This window comes from Pseudomonas sp. NY5710, from assembly GCF_013305665.1.
Lineage (GTDB): Bacteria > Pseudomonadota > Gammaproteobacteria > Pseudomonadales > Pseudomonadaceae > Aquipseudomonas > Aquipseudomonas juntendi.
In genome coordinates, this window is the sequence record NZ_CP045554.1 from 3,230,054 (window position 1) to 3,244,721 (window position 14,668).

The 14,668-nt window shown below is 60.6% G+C and carries 28 protein-coding genes; 22 read left to right on the forward strand and 6 right to left on the reverse strand.

Annotated features, from left to right (window positions below; translation table 11 throughout):
• Positions 1–23: 23 nt before the first annotated feature.
• Complete coding sequence (locus tag GEV39_RS14710; RefSeq protein ID WP_041925625.1) at positions 24–218, reverse strand: Cro/CI family transcriptional regulator; 195 nt, start codon at positions 216–218, stop codon at positions 24–26.
• Between the two features lie 105 nt (positions 219–323).
• Between GEV39_RS14710 and GEV39_RS14715 the strand changes: the two genes are divergently transcribed.
• Together GEV39_RS14715 and GEV39_RS14720 are read left to right on the forward strand one after the other, a co-directional pair.
• On the forward strand, positions 324–1,205 hold the full coding sequence (locus GEV39_RS14715; RefSeq protein WP_054914160.1) for a LexA family transcriptional regulator: 882 nt from the start codon (positions 324–326) through the stop codon (positions 1,203–1,205).
• A 58-nt stretch (positions 1,206–1,263) separates the two neighbouring features.
• Complete coding sequence (locus tag GEV39_RS14720; RefSeq protein WP_054914161.1) at positions 1,264–1,626, forward strand: hypothetical protein; 363 nt, start codon at positions 1,264–1,266, stop codon at positions 1,624–1,626.
• A 48-nt stretch (positions 1,627–1,674) separates the two neighbouring features.
• Here the strand turns inward: GEV39_RS14720 and GEV39_RS14725 are convergent, their stop codons facing one another.
• Positions 1,675–1,992, reverse strand: a complete 318-nt coding sequence (locus GEV39_RS14725) for a DUF1654 domain-containing protein (protein ID WP_054914162.1) — start codon at positions 1,990–1,992, stop codon at positions 1,675–1,677.
• 351 nt (positions 1,993–2,343) lie between these two features.
• Positions 2,344–2,556, reverse strand: coding sequence for a hypothetical protein (locus tag GEV39_RS14730; protein WP_044047313.1), 213 nt, complete (start codon positions 2,554–2,556; stop codon positions 2,344–2,346).
• A 51-nt stretch (positions 2,557–2,607) separates the two neighbouring features.
• Between GEV39_RS14730 and GEV39_RS14735 the strand changes: the two genes are divergently transcribed.
• The 11 genes from GEV39_RS14735 (at position 2,608) to GEV39_RS14785 (ending at position 9,861) form a co-directional block, all read left to right on the forward strand.
• On the forward strand, positions 2,608–2,904 hold the full coding sequence (locus GEV39_RS14735) for a hypothetical protein (RefSeq protein WP_054914163.1): 297 nt from the start codon (positions 2,608–2,610) through the stop codon (positions 2,902–2,904).
• Between the two features lie 321 nt (positions 2,905–3,225).
• Positions 3,226–3,480 (forward strand): hypothetical protein, encoded by a 255-nt coding sequence (locus GEV39_RS14740; RefSeq protein ID WP_054904603.1) that lies wholly within the window; start codon positions 3,226–3,228, stop codon positions 3,478–3,480.
• Positions 3,477–3,722 (forward strand): hypothetical protein, encoded by a 246-nt coding sequence (locus GEV39_RS14745; protein WP_173890000.1) that lies wholly within the window; start codon positions 3,477–3,479, stop codon positions 3,720–3,722. Before GEV39_RS14740 ends, GEV39_RS14745 begins: the two co-directional genes overlap by 4 nt.
• Entirely contained in the window at positions 3,719–3,889 is a 171-nt protein-coding gene (locus GEV39_RS14750; protein WP_167524235.1) for a hypothetical protein, read from the forward strand. Before GEV39_RS14745 ends, GEV39_RS14750 begins: the two co-directional genes overlap by 4 nt.
• A 120-nt stretch (positions 3,890–4,009) precedes the next feature.
• Complete coding sequence (locus GEV39_RS14755) at positions 4,010–4,156, forward strand: hypothetical protein (protein WP_156357124.1); 147 nt, start codon at positions 4,010–4,012, stop codon at positions 4,154–4,156.
• Positions 4,157–4,241: 85 nt separating this feature from the next.
• On the forward strand, positions 4,242–5,027 hold the full coding sequence (locus tag GEV39_RS14760; protein WP_249414279.1) for an ATP-binding protein: 786 nt from the start codon (positions 4,242–4,244) through the stop codon (positions 5,025–5,027).
• Positions 5,024–5,755, forward strand: a complete 732-nt coding sequence (ssb, locus tag GEV39_RS14765; protein ID WP_249414280.1) for a single-stranded DNA-binding protein — start codon at positions 5,024–5,026, stop codon at positions 5,753–5,755. The genes GEV39_RS14760 and ssb overlap by 4 nt, the downstream gene beginning before the upstream one ends.
• A gap of 97 nt (positions 5,756–5,852) precedes the next feature.
• Positions 5,853–6,416, forward strand: a complete 564-nt coding sequence (locus GEV39_RS14770; protein ID WP_173890004.1) for a hypothetical protein — start codon at positions 5,853–5,855, stop codon at positions 6,414–6,416.
• Between the two features lie 58 nt (positions 6,417–6,474).
• The gene (locus GEV39_RS14775) at positions 6,475–7,071 is read left to right on the forward strand and encodes a hypothetical protein (protein WP_173890005.1); all 597 of its coding nucleotides are present in this window, start codon (positions 6,475–6,477) and stop codon (positions 7,069–7,071) included.
• Between the two features lie 88 nt (positions 7,072–7,159).
• Positions 7,160–8,110 (forward strand): phosphoadenosine phosphosulfate reductase domain-containing protein, encoded by a 951-nt coding sequence (locus GEV39_RS14780; RefSeq protein WP_173890007.1) that lies wholly within the window; start codon positions 7,160–7,162, stop codon positions 8,108–8,110.
• Positions 8,111–8,151: 41 nt separating this feature from the next.
• Positions 8,152–9,861 carry a DNA cytosine methyltransferase gene (locus GEV39_RS14785; RefSeq protein WP_173890009.1) on the forward strand — a complete coding sequence of 570 codons (1,710 nt, stop codon included), beginning with the start codon at positions 8,152–8,154 and terminating at the stop codon, positions 9,859–9,861.
• An 18-nt stretch (positions 9,862–9,879) separates the two neighbouring features.
• Here the strand turns inward: GEV39_RS14785 and GEV39_RS14790 are convergent, their stop codons facing one another.
• Positions 9,880–10,041, reverse strand: coding sequence for a hypothetical protein (locus GEV39_RS14790; RefSeq protein ID WP_173890011.1), 162 nt, complete (start codon positions 10,039–10,041; stop codon positions 9,880–9,882).
• 144 nt (positions 10,042–10,185) lie between these two features.
• Between GEV39_RS14790 and GEV39_RS14795 the strand changes: the two genes are divergently transcribed.
• From GEV39_RS14795 to queD, 9 genes are all read left to right on the forward strand, one after another.
• Positions 10,186–10,515 carry a hypothetical protein gene (locus GEV39_RS14795; RefSeq protein WP_173890013.1) on the forward strand — a complete coding sequence of 110 codons (330 nt, stop codon included), beginning with the start codon at positions 10,186–10,188 and terminating at the stop codon, positions 10,513–10,515.
• On the forward strand, positions 10,512–10,763 hold the full coding sequence (locus GEV39_RS14800; RefSeq protein WP_173890015.1) for a hypothetical protein: 252 nt from the start codon (positions 10,512–10,514) through the stop codon (positions 10,761–10,763). The genes GEV39_RS14795 and GEV39_RS14800 overlap by 4 nt, the downstream gene beginning before the upstream one ends.
• On the forward strand, positions 10,760–11,317 hold the full coding sequence (locus GEV39_RS14805; RefSeq protein WP_173890017.1) for a hypothetical protein: 558 nt from the start codon (positions 10,760–10,762) through the stop codon (positions 11,315–11,317). The genes GEV39_RS14800 and GEV39_RS14805 overlap by 4 nt, the downstream gene beginning before the upstream one ends.
• Positions 11,318–11,360: 43 nt before the next feature.
• Positions 11,361–11,645: a hypothetical protein gene (locus tag GEV39_RS14810; RefSeq protein WP_144188868.1), complete on the forward strand. Its 285-nt coding sequence runs from the start codon at positions 11,361–11,363 to the stop codon at positions 11,643–11,645.
• Positions 11,646–11,701: 56 nt separating this feature from the next.
• Entirely contained in the window at positions 11,702–12,124 is a 423-nt protein-coding gene (locus tag GEV39_RS14815) for a hypothetical protein (RefSeq protein ID WP_173890018.1), read from the forward strand.
• Positions 12,125–12,163: 39 nt separating this feature from the next.
• Positions 12,164–12,397, forward strand: a complete 234-nt coding sequence (locus GEV39_RS14820; protein WP_173890020.1) for a hypothetical protein — start codon at positions 12,164–12,166, stop codon at positions 12,395–12,397.
• Positions 12,394–12,564: a hypothetical protein gene (locus GEV39_RS14825; RefSeq protein WP_173890023.1), complete on the forward strand. Its 171-nt coding sequence runs from the start codon at positions 12,394–12,396 to the stop codon at positions 12,562–12,564. Before GEV39_RS14820 ends, GEV39_RS14825 begins: the two co-directional genes overlap by 4 nt.
• A 9-nt stretch (positions 12,565–12,573) precedes the next feature.
• Positions 12,574–12,786: a helix-turn-helix transcriptional regulator gene (locus tag GEV39_RS14830; RefSeq protein ID WP_012053046.1), complete on the forward strand. Its 213-nt coding sequence runs from the start codon at positions 12,574–12,576 to the stop codon at positions 12,784–12,786.
• Positions 12,787–12,849: 63 nt separating this feature from the next.
• Positions 12,850–13,206 carry a 6-carboxytetrahydropterin synthase QueD gene (gene queD / locus GEV39_RS14835; RefSeq protein WP_009685940.1) on the forward strand — a complete coding sequence of 119 codons (357 nt, stop codon included), beginning with the start codon at positions 12,850–12,852 and terminating at the stop codon, positions 13,204–13,206.
• A gap of 8 nt (positions 13,207–13,214) precedes the next feature.
• Here queD and GEV39_RS14840 read toward each other — a convergent pair whose 3' ends face one another.
• Both GEV39_RS14840 and GEV39_RS14845 read right to left on the reverse strand, forming a co-directional pair.
• Positions 13,215–13,811: a hypothetical protein gene (locus GEV39_RS14840; protein ID WP_173890025.1), complete on the reverse strand. Its 597-nt coding sequence runs from the start codon at positions 13,809–13,811 to the stop codon at positions 13,215–13,217.
• 122 nt (positions 13,812–13,933) lie between these two features.
• On the reverse strand, positions 13,934–14,401 hold the full coding sequence (locus GEV39_RS14845) for a DUF1289 domain-containing protein (RefSeq protein ID WP_173890027.1): 468 nt from the start codon (positions 14,399–14,401) through the stop codon (positions 13,934–13,936).
• Between the last annotated feature and the right edge of the window lie 267 nt (positions 14,402–14,668).

The following is a 14,668-nucleotide window of genomic DNA, read 5'->3' on the forward strand; positions in this document are numbered from 1 at the left end:
CTGCTCCTTGCGGTTGGAATTTGTTAGGCGGCGGATTTCTGGGAAGGGAACGGGCGTTGCTCAACCGCTTCGAATCCGCCATCGGGAAGCTGGAACACGCTGATGTCGCGCTTAGCGATCAGCGCCTTGTGGATTGCCGGGGCCGTCACACGAAGAAGCCTGGCGGCTTCGGACTGCCCTTTTTCAGCAACGAATTTGTCGAGGGGGGTCGCGTTCATGGTCTGGCCTCGGTTGTTCATGAGCCAGATATTAACCATCGGTTGATTCTTTGTCCATACCGATGGTTTCTGCCATTTATTTAACCGTTGGTATATGTTCGCGCCATGACTAAGAAACGAATCCTCCCCCCTGACCGCCTGGCTGAATGCGAGGCGGCGCACGCTCTTTTCTTGGCGCGCAAGAACGAGTTGAAGCTCAGCCAGAAGAAAATCGCCGACGAGGCAGGAATGACGCCGGCTGCGGTGAATCTCTACTTCAAGGGCATCAACCCGCTGAACGCCAAGTTCGCCGCGGTGCTCGCGCGCCTACTAGGCGTGCCGGTAGAGAAATTCAGCCCTCGGCTTGCCGATGAGATACGCGGCATGCGCATGGCTCCGTCTGCCGATGCCGACCACAAGGCCGGAGCTGCGGAAAAGGTCATGGCTATGCTGCGCCAGCATGCGGGGAAGAAGCTGGACGATGAGGCCCAGCAGAAAATCGCGGCGGCCGTGGCTGATTCCCTGGTGGATGAACGCCCGAGCAATGTCGTGTCTGCGGACTTCTCGGGACTCAAGGTCAAGAAGGACGAAATTTTCATCCCTCAATACGACATTCGCGCCTCGATGGGCCACGGCCAGGTGCCCCCGGACTACACGGAGGTCATGCGCAATGTCATCGTGAAGGAATCGGTTCTTCATGAGAAGGGCGTGACGTACACATCCCAGTCTGCGCTGGCCATGATCTTCGGCTGGGGCCAGAGCATGGAGGGCACGATCAACGATAAAGACCCGCTCATCGTGGACCGTGGCGTGAACGAATTCGTGGGAGACGGTATCTACGTGCTGACATGGCATGGACACCTGTACATCAAGCGCCTGCAGTTCTTCGATGAAGACCATTTCTGGCTAATCTCGGATAACGAGAAGCACAAGGATCAGCAGGCCAGGATCGATGACGTTACAATCCATGCCAAGGTCTTGCTCATCTGGAACGCCAAAAAGGCGTAGCTGGCCGGGAATTTACTGCAGCGTTGAGAGGGATCTTGTGTCATTCATAAAGAAGCTAGTGATCGTGCTGATCCTCATGGCTGCCGCCGGATACCTTGCGATCATATGGGATGCCCATAAGGGCCTGGTGGAAACAAGTGAAAAACTTGCCAGGCAGCTTGGCGCCGAAATTATTGATAGCCTAGCTGATGCCGGACCGGACTGTCAGAGATCCGTAAATATTGACTCGATCGTTGTGAAAACCGATTCCCCTTTTTCGAGTTCTGGCACGGCCTCAATTTACATTTCTGGAGCGAATGGCCGAGCTCTTGCGCTTGATTACTCGATTTCTGCGGCTGGCCAGAAGGTCTACCTCAAGCCAAAAAATACCACCTCCAATCAAGCGCAGATCATGCAATTCGCCTTGAGCGGATGCCGGTAGCCTTTCCGAGCGCCAATATTGAGCCCGCCTAGAGCGGGCTCTTCCGTTTCAGAAGGGAGCTTCTTCCTCAACAGCCTCCAGCTCTTCAATGGGCGCCTCGCGATCCTCATCGCTCTGCATTTCCCACTCGATTTTTATCCCGCCCTCCTCCAGCTGCGTGATCTCCAAGCCGTCAGTCTCGCCAAGGATGCGCATCATCTCGTCCCATTCAGCATCCCCATCCGTGTCCAGTCGATGAATGGCAACCCAGCGCTGCTCCTGCGCTTTTGGATGGTTGATCATGTTGGACATCCTCAAGCCCAGCCGCTCTAGCGCGGTCATTCCTTGGCGCTGCTGCGTTGGCGCCGTCTTGTTTTGCTTGGCCATGACACCTCCTTAACGACTGTATATGCATCCAGTTATTCGAATCATAGCGCACGCCCTCAAAAAATAAATTAACCATCGGTATTGACGACAAATCTATACCGATGGTTAACTACATCCATCGAGGCGCTACACAGCCCCTCGGGAGGCCCTCAAGGCTCACCGCTCTTTACACAACTCAACCGATTCAAGCTCCTGCCGGGAAAGGCGTTAGCGAATCCACATAGCCATGCGGCTCCCTGGGATTGGCCGTATCGACCTCGGTAAGCGGGAGCGGCAACACGAATTTTTGAATTAGCGCCCTGAGCTTCGGCACAGATGGGCGCCGGACCTCATGCACCCTGCCCCATCAAATCAGGGCACCAGAGCTGCAGCGTGCATGTTGTAAGGACCCTTGATCCAGGCGAACAGATGCTGATTGCCGACCTGGGGAGGAAGCTCGCCGCCCGAACCAAGCCCAAGGATGGCGCCTGACCTGCGATCAGCAGCGGGAATGGCGCCCACATTGCTGACGCAACAAACCGCGACCGACGCCAGTAGCGGGTCGCGGTGCACCACGAGATTCACTGAAGCACCTGGGCTACCGGGTGCTTTGGGAATCCACTGGAGGAGCACAGCATGAGCATCACATTCGACGCGGATAGCGTCAGCGTTGAGAGCATTGGCCGGAACAGTCAGGTGCGCGTGACGGTTGAAGGCAAAGGTAGCGACATTGCTGAGTCGCTCCACATCGACGACCGCCTGCACGACCTGGATCCGCACGAAATCGTGAACCACATCGGCGCGGGTAATCTGCTGGAAACCATGGACGAGGCCGAGATCTCCGAATGGCTGACCAGCAGCGATGTCGATCCGACGGAATTCCTCAGCGCCATTGGCGAGGAAGAGGTTTTGCGCTGGCTCAACAACGAGTGAGCGCCTCGTCAGCCTGACGTTAACTGCCCGATGCCCTGCTCCCCATCGCAGGGTGTGATCGGGATGCGACTTGTAGTTTGCCTCGGTGGATCAGGGGCGCCACACCAAGCTGGTGCGGCCAGTCAGGTAGCGCTGCCGAAGCTGGCGTAAGTCTTTGGGGTTCGAATCCCCGCCAAGTCGCATCACCGATACACCCCGCACCCCCTTCCCTTCACATACGACCGCATCGACAGGTGCCGGGCTTTGCTCTTCACGCCCAGCTTGGTCCCTGGTGCCCGGCACCTGATCAATGCGGTTGCTCAACACAATTTTGAGGTGGCCATGAGTGATCAGCTCGATCTCTACGCTGACAGCGCCCAGGCGCGCGCCCTGGATCGGCGCCTGTCAGGTGATTTTGAAGTGTACTGGGCTGCCGGAATAACGCCCGAGCAGGCTGCAGCTAACAACCGGGCTTGGCTCGCCATGATCCGGAAGCAGGAAGAGCACCAGAAAGCCGAAAGCCGCCGCGTGATCGGCGCGGCCCTCGAAAAGATGGAAGCCATATGCGGCTCAGGCGCCGCCCGGAGGACAGCATGAACAATTCAACGCGTAACGATGTGATCGGCATGATCGAATCTCGCCTTGAGGCCATGGCTAAGGGTTCGGATTCGCTGAGCGGTCGTGCACGGCTCGAGGGTGAGATTGAAATCGCCATCGACCTGGCGCACCTCACCGGCGCCATCGACCTCCCTCTGCGCAACCACTTCATCCAGCGCCGTGACCGCATGATCGCCCACAATCACCAGCAGTGGGAGCAGCAAGCCCGGAGGTTCTCATGAGCACTGCACCGGTCAAATCGCTGATTGATGAGCAACTTGAGCAGATCGAGCGCAGCCTGGCCATCATCGGCGCAGGCGTGCCCCGCGAACTTCCAGTTCAGCAGCTGCGGCCAGAGATCGTCGCGGCGCTCAAGGCTGGGCAGATCGCCGTGAGGCCAGCGCGATGACCCGATACCAGCGCGCCCGCCGCCTGGTGATCTGGCGCGGCTCCTTCTCTGCCCTCTTCGCCTGCACCGCCTTCATGCTTGCCAGCGCCCTAGCCGGCAGCATCACCTCCTGAGGTAACCATGAACACAACACCCCGCCTGGCCGCCCAGCTCGACTGGATGACGGTCGGTTCGTTCTCGCCTGAGCAATACCAGGGCGACGAGCGCAAAGAGTACGAAGACGAAGCTGCCCGCATTGAGCGGCAGTGGGACAACCAACCGAACTGAGGTCGCCCCCATGTTCAAGAAAGCCGAACGCAAGCAGGCCAAGCTACGGCTGGCACTTGCTGGGCCATCCGGGTCTGGAAAGACCATGTCAGCGCTGCTCATGGCCAAGGGCCTGGGCGGCCGGATCGCGGTGATCGACACCGAGCACGGCAGCGCGTCGCTGTACGCCGACATCGCCGACTTCGATGTGCTGGAGCTGCACGCGCCCTACTCGCCTGAGCGGTACGCCGAGGCCATCACCGCCGCCGAACAGGCCGGCTACAGCGTATTGATCATCGACAGCTACTCGCACGAGTGGACCGGCTCCGGCGGGTGCCTCGAGTCGAACGAGAAGCTTGCTCACCAGAAGTTCAAGGGCAACACCTGGGCGGCCTGGAACGAAACCACGCCGCGACATCGCAAGCTGACCGACAAGATCCTGACCAGCCCGCTGCACATCATCTGCACCATGCGGAGCAAGACCGAGACGGTCCAGGGCGAAGGCAAGAAGGTGATCAAGCTCGGCATGAAGTCTGAGCAGCGCGACGGCACCGATTACGAGTTCACCGTGGTGCTTGATATAACCCACGACGGCCACGCCGCGATCGCCAGCAAGGACCGGACAAAGCTGTTCGACCAGCCTGAGGTGATCAGCGAGGAAACCGGGCGTCGTTTGCTGGCCTGGCTCAATGACGGCAAGTCGCAGGCCGACCTGCAGGCCACTGCGCTGCAGGATGCCCTATCGAAGATCCCGGTGACCGAGACCATGCAGGAGCTGCAAAGCGTGTACTCGGCAGCGTACCGGATCCTTGAGCAGTCACCCGACCACCTGGCGCAGCTGAATGCCGCCAAAGACCAACGCAAAGCCGAACTCGCGGAGAAAGCAGCATGAGGGGCATCAACAAAGTCATCCTGGTCGGCACCTGTGGCAAGGATCCCGAGGTCCGCTACTTTCCCAATGGCAACGCGGTCACCAGCCTGAGCTTGGCCACCAGCGAGGCCTGGACCGATAAACATACCGGTCAGAAGGTCGAGAAAACCGAATGGCACCGGGTGGTGCTGTTCGGCAAGGTTGCCGAGATCGCCGGCGAGTACGTGCGCAAAGGGTCGCAGTGCTACATCGAAGGCAAGCTCAAAACCCGCGAATGGGAAAAGGACGGCATCAAACGCTACGCCACAGAGGTGCACGTCGACATCAACGGCACCCTGCAGCTGCTCGGGGGCGGCCGGACAACCAAGGCGGCGGCCAGCAGCAACAGCAACAACGCCAGCAACAGCAACAACGCCAGCCTCAGCAACAACGCCAGCCTCAGCAGCAACGACAGCAACAACGTCAGCAACCGCAGCGCCAGCAGTACCAACAGCCGCGCCAGGCGCCGCAGCAACAGAACCAGCAAGCAGGGTATGGGCCGGACCCCGAAAGCTTCGACGACGATATCCCATTCGCCCCGCTCCACCACCTGGCGGGCGCATGATTGCCACCATGTCTCAGCCTGTGCCCGCCGTGAAGTACGCGGCGGCCATGGCCAGATCCACTGGTCAGCCTTGGGGCGTATACCGAGGAAACAAGCGTCTACTGGTGGTTATGCCGTCTGGCTCGACGAAGAAGACGCCAATTGAGGTGTGCCACCCATGAGACGCATCCAGAAACTCACGCAGCAGCGTCGCCGCCAGCTGCACATACACATGCCGCCCAGCGGATTGAAGGAGGTGCCGTATGGCGATGTCACCAAAGGAGCGCGACAAGAAACGGCGAGAGAAGCAGGAGCGCCTGGGCGAGCAGGACTTGCGCATCAAGGCCACTGCAGCGCACGCCGCACAACTTGCTGACCTGATGGCCTGGGGCGAGATAACCGAAAGCGGCGAGGCGCTCACCCTGCTGATCTACCACGCACACAAGCTGGGGCGGGAGAAGTTCACCTTCTTCGCCGCAGGTGCACAGCTTGAGATTGAGAGCGACCAGCAAATCAAGGCACAGCGCACCGAGATCAGGCTGATGGCCAGGCCCGGCACTGCCCGGCAGATCGAGGAAATGGGCGGATGGATCAATACGTCCGACCGAAGCTTCGTCATCCGCCTGCTGATAGAGCGCGCCCATGCACTGGGGCCGATTCAGGCCCTCACACTGCTGTCTCTGCCTCCGCGCCACAAATTCGCAATCAGCGATTCCGTGGCGCGCACCCTCTACGAGTGGCGAATTCAGCGTCAAATTCGAGCGAAAGACATCCCGCTGGAAGACGACCCAGACGACACCGGCCTGTTGCTGCTCGGCACCGGCTGAACCCCACCGAATCATGCCGCTTCCGGCCACGGAGGGCGGCGCATGCATGGAGAAAGCCATGGACAAGCACACCAAGATCCTCATCGAGGAGATTCCCGGTGAATGGACCGATCGCACCAGGTCCGGTCATACCAATATCTGGAACGCGAAGGACCACGAGCGGCCGCACCATAACGGCCTTCCCGAGGTGAGACTCGATCCGCCAGAGAAGGGCCTGTACGCCGAAAGCATCGACGGCGCTTGGTACTGGGTATCTGGCTGCAACAAGTGCAATGGCGAAGTGGGCAAATGGAGTTACATCGTCTGCGACGTGCACAACGTCTGCAACTGCTGCGGAACCCATCGCTCCCAGCTGACGGACACCCCGTGGGGCACTCGAGACGGATTCAACTGCAAACCGTGCCAAGAGCGTATCGACGCAGCAGCCAAAGCAGAGGCCCTGGCCAAGTTCGCAGAAGCTGAGTACGACGACTCGGACTTCGAGCATCAGGATGAATGCAAGTGTCCGCATTGCGCCTCTGTCATCCACATCGAAACCGAGGACTACCGCGACCAATCGATGTCCTGCGACGTTTGCAATGGTGACTTTGAGCTGACCCTCAACTACGAGGTCACCTTTAGCACCAAGGTCATTGGCGAGCGAGTTTTGGCCTGACCCTCCCGCGCTGCCCGCCAGCGCCTCCCCCCTATTCAACGATAACGCCTCCCCGGCGAGGGCGGCGCCTGCACGCAAGGACCACACGATGGCCGAATACAACATCGTCAGTATCAGCGGCGGCAAAGACAGTGCGGCTACCCTGCTTGTAGCGCGTGAGCTGGAGGTTCCGAATCTCAGCGGCGTATTCGCGGACACAGGGCATGAGCACCCAGCCACATACGACTATGTGCACTACCTGGCAGAAGCCACGGGCGTACCGATCCGTTGGGTCAGGGCCGACTTCACCAGGCAGATCGCAGGCAAGCGCAAGTTCATCGAAACGAAATGGCGTGAGAAGGGAGTCCCCGAGGCGGTGGTGCTCGGCGCGCTGGAGGTTCTGCACCCCACGGGCAACCCGTTCCTCGATATGTGCCTCTGGAAAGGCCGGTTCCCCAGCACCAAGGCACGATTCTGCACAGACGAGCTGAAGCGTAACCCTATCATTGAAGACGTGTTCATGCCGCTCATGACCGGGGAGAAACTGTTACTTTCGTGGCAGGGGGTCAGGGCCGATGAGTCGCCGAATCGACGCTACTTGACCGAGTGCGATGAGGTTGGCGGCGGTCTCTTCAACTATCGCCCGATTCTCAAGTGGCCTGTTGAAGCAGTGTTCGAGGCGCACCGCGCAGCAGGCATCAAGCCGAACCCGCTATACCTGCAGGGTTGCAATCGTGTGGGTTGCATGCCCTGCATCATGTGCGCAAAGGACGAGCTGCGCGAGATCGCTTCCAGGTGGCCGGAAGAGGTTGCCAGGGTCCGCGAGTGGGAGCGCCTGGTAAGCATCGCCAGCAAGCTCGGTGCCGCGACCTTCTTTGCTGCCGTTACCGACCCGACCGTCAGCCCCGCCGACAAGGTGAGCGCTGCCACCCACGGTATTGATCGCATGGTCTCCTGGGCCAACACAGCACGCGGCGGTCGCCAGTTCGACATGGTCGACCTGATCGCTCGCACCGATAGCCAGAAAAGCTGCTCCTCGGCCTACGGCCTCTGCGAATAACACCCCTTATCAATTTCACGCCTCCCCGGCGAGGATCGCCCATGTCTGCATTTCTGAAAAAGAACCCGCTCGACTTCAAAACCCAGTACGGCCTTGGCTTCGCTCCGCAAGACGATGAGATCGTAGTGGACTTCTTCTGCGGTGGCGGCGGCGCCGGTACTGGGCTGGAAATGGGCCTGGGCCGGCCGGTAACGGTGGCCAAGAACCACAGCCCTGCAGCCATCAGCATGCACACCGCCAACCACCCTGCAGCGCGTCACTTCACCACTGACGTGTTCGAGGGTGACCCTGACGAGGAATGCCAGGGCCTACCAGTTGGCTGGTTCCACATGAGCCCCGACTGCACCCACCACAGCCAGGCCGCCGGCGGCCAGCCGCGCAAGCGCGAGATCCGCAACCTGTCGTGGATCGGCCTCAAGTGGGGCGGCAAGAAGAAGCCCCGGGTGATCAGCCTGGAGAACGTGAAGCAGATCCTGCAATGGGGGCCGCTGATCGCCAAGCGCGACAAGGCCACCGGCCGGGTGATGAAGCTGGACGGAAGCGTGGCCGCCGTTGGTGAGCGGGTACCGGTGCAGCAGCAGTTCCTCGTGCCAGACCCGAAGCGCCGCGGCATCACCTGGCGTCGTTTCGTGCAGTTGCTCGAAGGCATGGGCTACCAGGTGGAATGGCGCATCATCAAGGCCTGTGATTTCGGCGCGCCGACCAGCCGCGAACGCTTGTTCATGATCGCTCGCTGCGACGGACAGCCCATCGTGTGGCCTGAGCCTACCCACGCCAAGCACCCAGCCAAGGGCCAGCAGAAGTGGCGCACGGCAGCCGACTGCATCGACTGGAGCGTGCCGAGCAAGAGCATTTTCGGTCGCAAGAAGGAGCTGGCAGCTGCAACGCTTCGACGCGTGGCCAAGGGCATGAAGAAGTTCGTGCTGGACAACCCGCAGCCTTTCATCGTGCCGATCGCGAACTGGTCGGGCGAGCTGGCCCAGTCTGCCAACGAACCTCTTCGCACGGTCACCTCGTGGCCACGCGGCGGATCTTTCGCCATGGCCAGCCCAGTGATGATCGGGGCAGGTGGGCCGGTGTACGCTGGCAAGCCTGCGCCAGCCGATCAACCTATGGGCACGCTGATGACGCAGAACCATCGCGCCCTGGTCACCGCCTTCATTGAGCAAGCGAATGGCGGGTTCAACACCACGCCAGCCAAGGGCGCGGACGAGCCACTGACCACGGTCACCAACACCGGCAGCCAGCAGCGCCTGGTGACGGCCAGTCTGGCCACGCTCCGGCGCAACTGCGTGGGCCGCCCCGTAGATGACCTGGTGCCGACAATGACCGCCGGCGCCGAACATCACGCCTTGGTCGAGTACAAGCTGTCACCCGAGCATGAAGAAGGCGCGCTGCGCGTCGCAGCGTTCTTGATCAGCTATTACGGCACTGAAAACACCAGCGCAGCAGACGCGCCAGCACCCACCGTGACCACCAAGGACCGTCTGGGCTTGGTCACGGTCTTCGTGAAGGGCACGCCGTATGTGATCGTCGACATCTGCCTGCGCATGCTCCAGCCGCACGAGTTGTACCGGGCCCAGGGCTTCCCGGCCAGCTACATCATCGACAAAGGCGCAGACGGCAAGCCGTTCACCAAGACCGAGCAGGTGCACATGTGCGGCAACAGCGTCAGTCCGCCACCTATGGCTGCGCTGGCGCGGGCGAATGATCCTTGGCGTGCTTTGCAGCGGGATGCGGTGGCTGCCTAGCCACCGCTACGCCTCGGCTTAAATGCTCCTGCCGGCGCGTATAGCCTCGCGCTGCTCAGGTGTAAAACGCCATAGTCCGATCGATGCACCAACCGTGCATCTGCCGTGCTGCTCGAAGCGGCGGACGTATTCAACAATGGTGCCATCTGCGGTTTTCATCGTCTTGAGCTCGTATTTCATACACACCTCCAGGTTGGATGAGCCTCGATGTTAACGGATCTTTGCGCGCCAGCGGCTAACGACTGCGCCATTACTTGAAGAACAGTCAACAGTAACCCCTCTCCCCTCTATTCACTGCCGCGATATGGCGGCCAAGGAATCGTCATGCCTGAAGAAATCAAGCTGATCCAGCCGGCGCCGGTCGTGCGCGACGAATACGGAATGTACGAACACCCGGAGCTGCCCGACTTCGACGAGGGCGACGGCGAGAAGTGCAAGGCTTGGGTCGCGCAGCAGGGCCTGCAGCTCGTTATGGTCCATCTGGAGACAGATGCGCCGGAAGAGATCGCAGATCGCTACTTCCAGTCCGATGAGCCGCACTGCGGCTATTGGGAGCCGGGCATGCCTGAAGGGGATGGCTGGTTCTGCCTGGCCATTCATGACACCGACGACGGCCCGGTTTGCTGGTGGGGTCGTCGAGTGGTGACGCCATGAACCGCCTCGCCCTCTGCCTCCTGCTGCTGGCCACCGGCGCCAGCGCAACCGAGAAAGTCATCGACGTGCAGCACGACAGCCAGCGCGGCGTCACCTGCTACCTGCTCAACGGGGTCGGCATCAGCTGCATCCCCGACAGCCACCTGCAGGCCGGCAAGGAGCGCCAGCTCTCCCCGCACGAAACACAACCCGAACCTACACCCGCACTGGCGCCTGGGCGCTGGATTGATGAGAGGTATGAGCTGTGAGCAAGATCGATTGGAGCAAAGGGCCTGAGTGGGCAGACGGTCACGGCCTTGTGGCCCACCACGGCATTACCGAGGTGTGGATCAACATGGAGCAGTACGCCGTGGTCGGCGCCGAGGATCGCGCTTATCCCTATGGCGGCGGCACCGGCGATCACCGGCACAATTTCACGCAGGGCCAGATCCAGTACATCACGCCGCGGCCGTCGCGATGGGATGGTGAAGGCCTTCCTCCAATAGGCCAAAAAATAGAAATGAAGCACAAGCGCTCCACGGAAGACTGGGCTCGGCCTGGATTCCAAGAGGTGATCATCACCGCCATGGGCGCGCAGCTGTTCCTGGTCACCTACCGCGAGGGTGGCGAAGAAAACTGCGGCCACCTTAGTGAATACGAATTTCGGCCGCTCAGTTCTCCTGAGCAACGGGCGGCGGAAGAACGCCAGCGGGCTGCGCGACAAATGTGCCTGGACGCCGGGCATGAATCCCCAACTCCCGGGCAGATCAAAATGGGATTGACGCTGTACGACGCCGGCTACCGCAAGCAGGTGGCGCCATGATCGCCCTCGCCTACATGGCCTACCTGATCGCAAGGAGGCCGCGATGAGCTGTTACACGCTGTACGACGAAAACCGCAACCCAAGGGGACATATCTGCGGCGACCTGGGACCGCACTGTTCTGGATGCGGCGATGTCTCGGCGAACTTGTGCGATTACCCGGTTGGCGATGGCAAGACCTGCGATCGCAGCCTGTGCCGACATTGCTCAACCGAAGTTGCCCCTGACGTCCATTACTGCGCGGCCCACCATGCTGAGTGGAAAGCCTTCCGCGACGCCGGCGGCGTGAAGCGCGAGCTCGAAAACGTCGTTCCGTTCAAGGGCGCCTAACCACACCCCCAATTACTCAAGCCCGCCGACATGCGCGGGCATGGAGAGCTATTGCCATGACCAAAGAAGAACTGGCCGCCCAACTGAACGGCCTCGAATACCCGACCCGCATCCCCGACCCGCTGATCATCTCAGCACAGAGCGCTGGCCTGGTGATCCTCTGCGGTGCCAGCGACGACCTGATGGAGTTCTACGGCGCCCGCCGGGAGGAGATCGGCTGCTACGACGGTGGCTATGCCTATGTCGATCAGGATGGCCCGCTTCCCGACCCTGATTGCCTCGACGATCGCGACAGCGATGGGGCCATGAAGTACTACCAGCGCAAGGCCAATGCCATGCCGATTGAGGCCTACTGGTGCAAGGAAGAAGGCTACAGCTGGACTTATAAGACCGACATCCCGCATGCCTCCTTCGAGGTGGTCGAGGATGGCGAGCCCTACTGCCGCGGCATCGTATTTGCCCTGGCCGATCTGGCCTGACCACCAACCTGCCGCCGCCGGCGGCGTGGAGACCATCCTATGCCAATCATTACTGTCAAGACCACCATCACCACCAGGTTCGACATTCCCGAGGGCCTGAGCATCGACATGATCCGCCACCAGGCACTGCCCGTGCTGTCCGAGGACGAAGAAGGCACCGATGAGGTGGGCAGCCTGCAGGAAACCGCGCTGAACATGGTTTTCCTGGGTGATGCCGATCCCCGATCGCGAACCGTCGAGCATTCGATTGTTGAGGGAGGCGACCATCCATGAACCTGTGCTACGTCACGAAGATCCTCGGCGAGCCGTACCGCAAGTTCGGCCACTGGTGGGTATCGGCCGAGTACGAATCGGAAGGCCGCCCAGGCAAAACACAGCTCATGTTCCGCACCGAGGAAGCCGCCCGGGCGGCGAAGGTCGGATATCACTTCACGGCCTGAGGAGGCTATATGGCACAGTTAGATGGAATTGATCGCCTGCTTCGCCTGCCCGATGTGCTCCGCATCACTGGCATGGGGCGCAACACCGTGTACACACGAATTAAGGAAGGAACATTCCCAAAACAGGTTAAGATAGGACCAAAATCGGTCGCCTGGCGTCAGTCAGACATCAACCAGTGGATGGCCTCACTTAACCCCAGCGACGACCAATCAGTACATTGAGCAGTACACTGAAACGCCAGATTCCGCTCAAGCCCATATCCCATCAGCTTTACAGGTCCACCAGTGGAAATCTTCAAGGAATTTACATTCGAATCGGCCCACCGCCTGCCCCACGTGCCTGCCGGGCACAAATGCGGCCGCCTGCACGGCCACTCGTTCAAGGTCGGCCTGCACCTGACCGGCCCGCTGGACCCGCACACCGGCTGGATCCGTGACTTCGCCGAGGTGAAGGCCATTTTCAAGCCGATCTACGAGCAGCTGGACCACAATTACCTTAACGACATTCCCGGCCTGGAAAACCCCACCAGCGAGGTAATCGCCAAGTGGATCTGGGATCAGGTCAAGCCGCTGCTGCCTGAGTTGTCCAAAGTCCGCATCCACGAGACCTGCACCAGCGGGTGCGAATACTACGGCGACTGAAACGAGGGTCAGGCGGCCCCTATGCTCAGCACCTGGAGATGCAGGTAGCCTGCTTCACCTTGCACCTCGCTGAGGTAGGGAAAGCCGTCCTCGACCAGCCGCCTGACCGTCTTGCCATGCAGGCTGACCAGGCTCACGTCGCTGACCGAATCGCCTTCGGCAAGCTGCTCTGGCATTAGGCCATCGAGGCGCCAGAGCATGGTGCCGGCGGCCAAGGCGTCATGGCCAACGGCCTCCGTGGCCGAGTACAGGGCCAGATAGCCGTTGCGGCTGACATCCAGGCGGTGACCGCGCCGCCGCCAGTGCGGATGGTTGTCTTCGTCACCCACGGCGCGGATCTCGAAGTCGTACTCACCATCGGTCTCGTAGCAGCCGAACCAGAACAGCGTGCGGAATTTGCGACGTGAGATCACATACGCCGGTGCCACCGTGTCGGTGTAATGGTCTTCGCCGGCGTGCAGCCAGCCACCACTGGTAAACGGCGAATCGCCATTACCGGTGTCACCAATGGGCACGCCTTCAATCTGCCCTTGCGTGCTCAAGCGTGGCTGCCAGTACAGCCTGGCAATGAAGCTTTTCTGAGGTTGGAATTGGTAGTGGGACATGCCGTCGAGCCCTCTTCACTGGCGGAAAAGGAGGACAGTAGTGAGTGTTGTCGCCCACTTGCAGCCGGAACCCGCTCCCAGGCCGTGTACGAATAGCCTCGAACCCCGGCGAGGGCGCTCGCCTAGCCCAGCGAGCTGTCGAGAAACGCAGGGGCGATGTAACGCTGGTAGTGCGCTTCGGACAAAAGGAAGAATTCGCGGTCGATGGCATCGCGCAATTGCGGCAGTTCCCAATCGCGGAATTCCGGCAGCAGTACCATGCCGTAGGCTTCCAGATCACGGATCATCCGCGCACCGCGGGCGATCAACTGGTACGCCCAGCAATATTCCGACTGCTGGTCGACGAAGCGGATGGAGCGCTGCTCCAGTTGCTGGCGCAACAGGCTTTTGTCGAACACCTCGAGCTTGGCCATCATGACCTGCACCAGCAACTGCTCAAGGCGCAGCCACACGGCGCGCTTTTGCGCGTCATCGTAGCCGTTCCAGTGGATCACTTCGTGGTGGAAGCGCTTGCAGCCGCGGCAAACCGTGTCCCCATACACCGTGGAGCACAGGCCGACGCAAGGGGTCTTGATGGACTTGTTGGACATGAAAAACAACAGCTTGGCGGTGGAACACGCACCCATGTTAGCCCTTTGTCTAACCAGGGTCACTCGTTAAAGTCATGTTCTGCGCCTTACCTTCGAGCTTTTTTTGCCGTAGAATCATCCGGCCTTTTCACAGGCAACAATGTCCGTAGGAAGCTGTTTTCAAAGCGTCACGAGCACAGTTGATCCGGTAGAACGGCGTTGGCCCGGGCCATGCATCCCTCGCATGCCCGCGCCAGCCCTCATCAGCACCCCGTTCTGCAGGCGTAA

What these genes read in the sequence shown, in the direction of transcription:
- GEV39_RS14815 (WP_173890018.1), top strand. Translation starts at nt 11,702, where the DNA reads ATGACCAAAGAAGAACTGGCCGCCCAACTGAACGGCCTCGAATACCCG.
- GEV39_RS14845 (WP_173890027.1), bottom strand. Translation starts at nt 14,401, where the DNA reads ATGTCCAACAAGTCCATCAAGACCCCTTGCGTCGGCCTGTGCTCCACG.
- GEV39_RS14735 (WP_054914163.1), top strand. Translation starts at nt 2,608, where the DNA reads ATGAGCATCACATTCGACGCGGATAGCGTCAGCGTTGAGAGCATTGGC.
- GEV39_RS14785 (WP_173890009.1), top strand. Translation starts at nt 8,152, where the DNA reads ATGTCTGCATTTCTGAAAAAGAACCCGCTCGACTTCAAAACCCAGTAC.
- GEV39_RS14760 (WP_249414279.1), top strand. Translation starts at nt 4,242, where the DNA reads ATGTCAGCGCTGCTCATGGCCAAGGGCCTGGGCGGCCGGATCGCGGTG.
- GEV39_RS14825 (WP_173890023.1), top strand. Translation starts at nt 12,394, where the DNA reads ATGAACCTGTGCTACGTCACGAAGATCCTCGGCGAGCCGTACCGCAAG.
- GEV39_RS14795 (WP_173890013.1), top strand. Translation starts at nt 10,186, where the DNA reads ATGCCTGAAGAAATCAAGCTGATCCAGCCGGCGCCGGTCGTGCGCGAC.
- GEV39_RS14740 (WP_054904603.1), top strand. Translation starts at nt 3,226, where the DNA reads ATGAGTGATCAGCTCGATCTCTACGCTGACAGCGCCCAGGCGCGCGCC.
- GEV39_RS14820 (WP_173890020.1), top strand. Translation starts at nt 12,164, where the DNA reads ATGCCAATCATTACTGTCAAGACCACCATCACCACCAGGTTCGACATT.
- GEV39_RS14775 (WP_173890005.1), top strand. Translation starts at nt 6,475, where the DNA reads ATGGACAAGCACACCAAGATCCTCATCGAGGAGATTCCCGGTGAATGG.
- GEV39_RS14715 (WP_054914160.1), top strand. Translation starts at nt 324, where the DNA reads ATGACTAAGAAACGAATCCTCCCCCCTGACCGCCTGGCTGAATGCGAG.
- GEV39_RS14790 (WP_173890011.1), bottom strand. Translation starts at nt 10,041, where the DNA reads ATGAAATACGAGCTCAAGACGATGAAAACCGCAGATGGCACCATTGTT.
- GEV39_RS14800 (WP_173890015.1), top strand. Translation starts at nt 10,512, where the DNA reads ATGAACCGCCTCGCCCTCTGCCTCCTGCTGCTGGCCACCGGCGCCAGC.
- GEV39_RS14710 (WP_041925625.1), bottom strand. Translation starts at nt 218, where the DNA reads ATGAACGCGACCCCCCTCGACAAATTCGTTGCTGAAAAAGGGCAGTCC.
- GEV39_RS14745 (WP_173890000.1), top strand. Translation starts at nt 3,477, where the DNA reads ATGAACAATTCAACGCGTAACGATGTGATCGGCATGATCGAATCTCGC.
- GEV39_RS14780 (WP_173890007.1), top strand. Translation starts at nt 7,160, where the DNA reads ATGGCCGAATACAACATCGTCAGTATCAGCGGCGGCAAAGACAGTGCG.
- GEV39_RS14770 (WP_173890004.1), top strand. Translation starts at nt 5,853, where the DNA reads ATGGCGATGTCACCAAAGGAGCGCGACAAGAAACGGCGAGAGAAGCAG.
- GEV39_RS14755 (WP_156357124.1), top strand. Translation starts at nt 4,010, where the DNA reads ATGAACACAACACCCCGCCTGGCCGCCCAGCTCGACTGGATGACGGTC.
- GEV39_RS14810 (WP_144188868.1), top strand. Translation starts at nt 11,361, where the DNA reads ATGAGCTGTTACACGCTGTACGACGAAAACCGCAACCCAAGGGGACAT.
- ssb (WP_249414280.1), top strand. Translation starts at nt 5,024, where the DNA reads ATGAGGGGCATCAACAAAGTCATCCTGGTCGGCACCTGTGGCAAGGAT.
- GEV39_RS14830 (WP_012053046.1), top strand. Translation starts at nt 12,574, where the DNA reads ATGGCACAGTTAGATGGAATTGATCGCCTGCTTCGCCTGCCCGATGTG.
- GEV39_RS14840 (WP_173890025.1), bottom strand. Translation starts at nt 13,811, where the DNA reads ATGTCCCACTACCAATTCCAACCTCAGAAAAGCTTCATTGCCAGGCTG.
- GEV39_RS14750 (WP_167524235.1), top strand. Translation starts at nt 3,719, where the DNA reads ATGAGCACTGCACCGGTCAAATCGCTGATTGATGAGCAACTTGAGCAG.
- GEV39_RS14725 (WP_054914162.1), bottom strand. Translation starts at nt 1,992, where the DNA reads ATGGCCAAGCAAAACAAGACGGCGCCAACGCAGCAGCGCCAAGGAATG.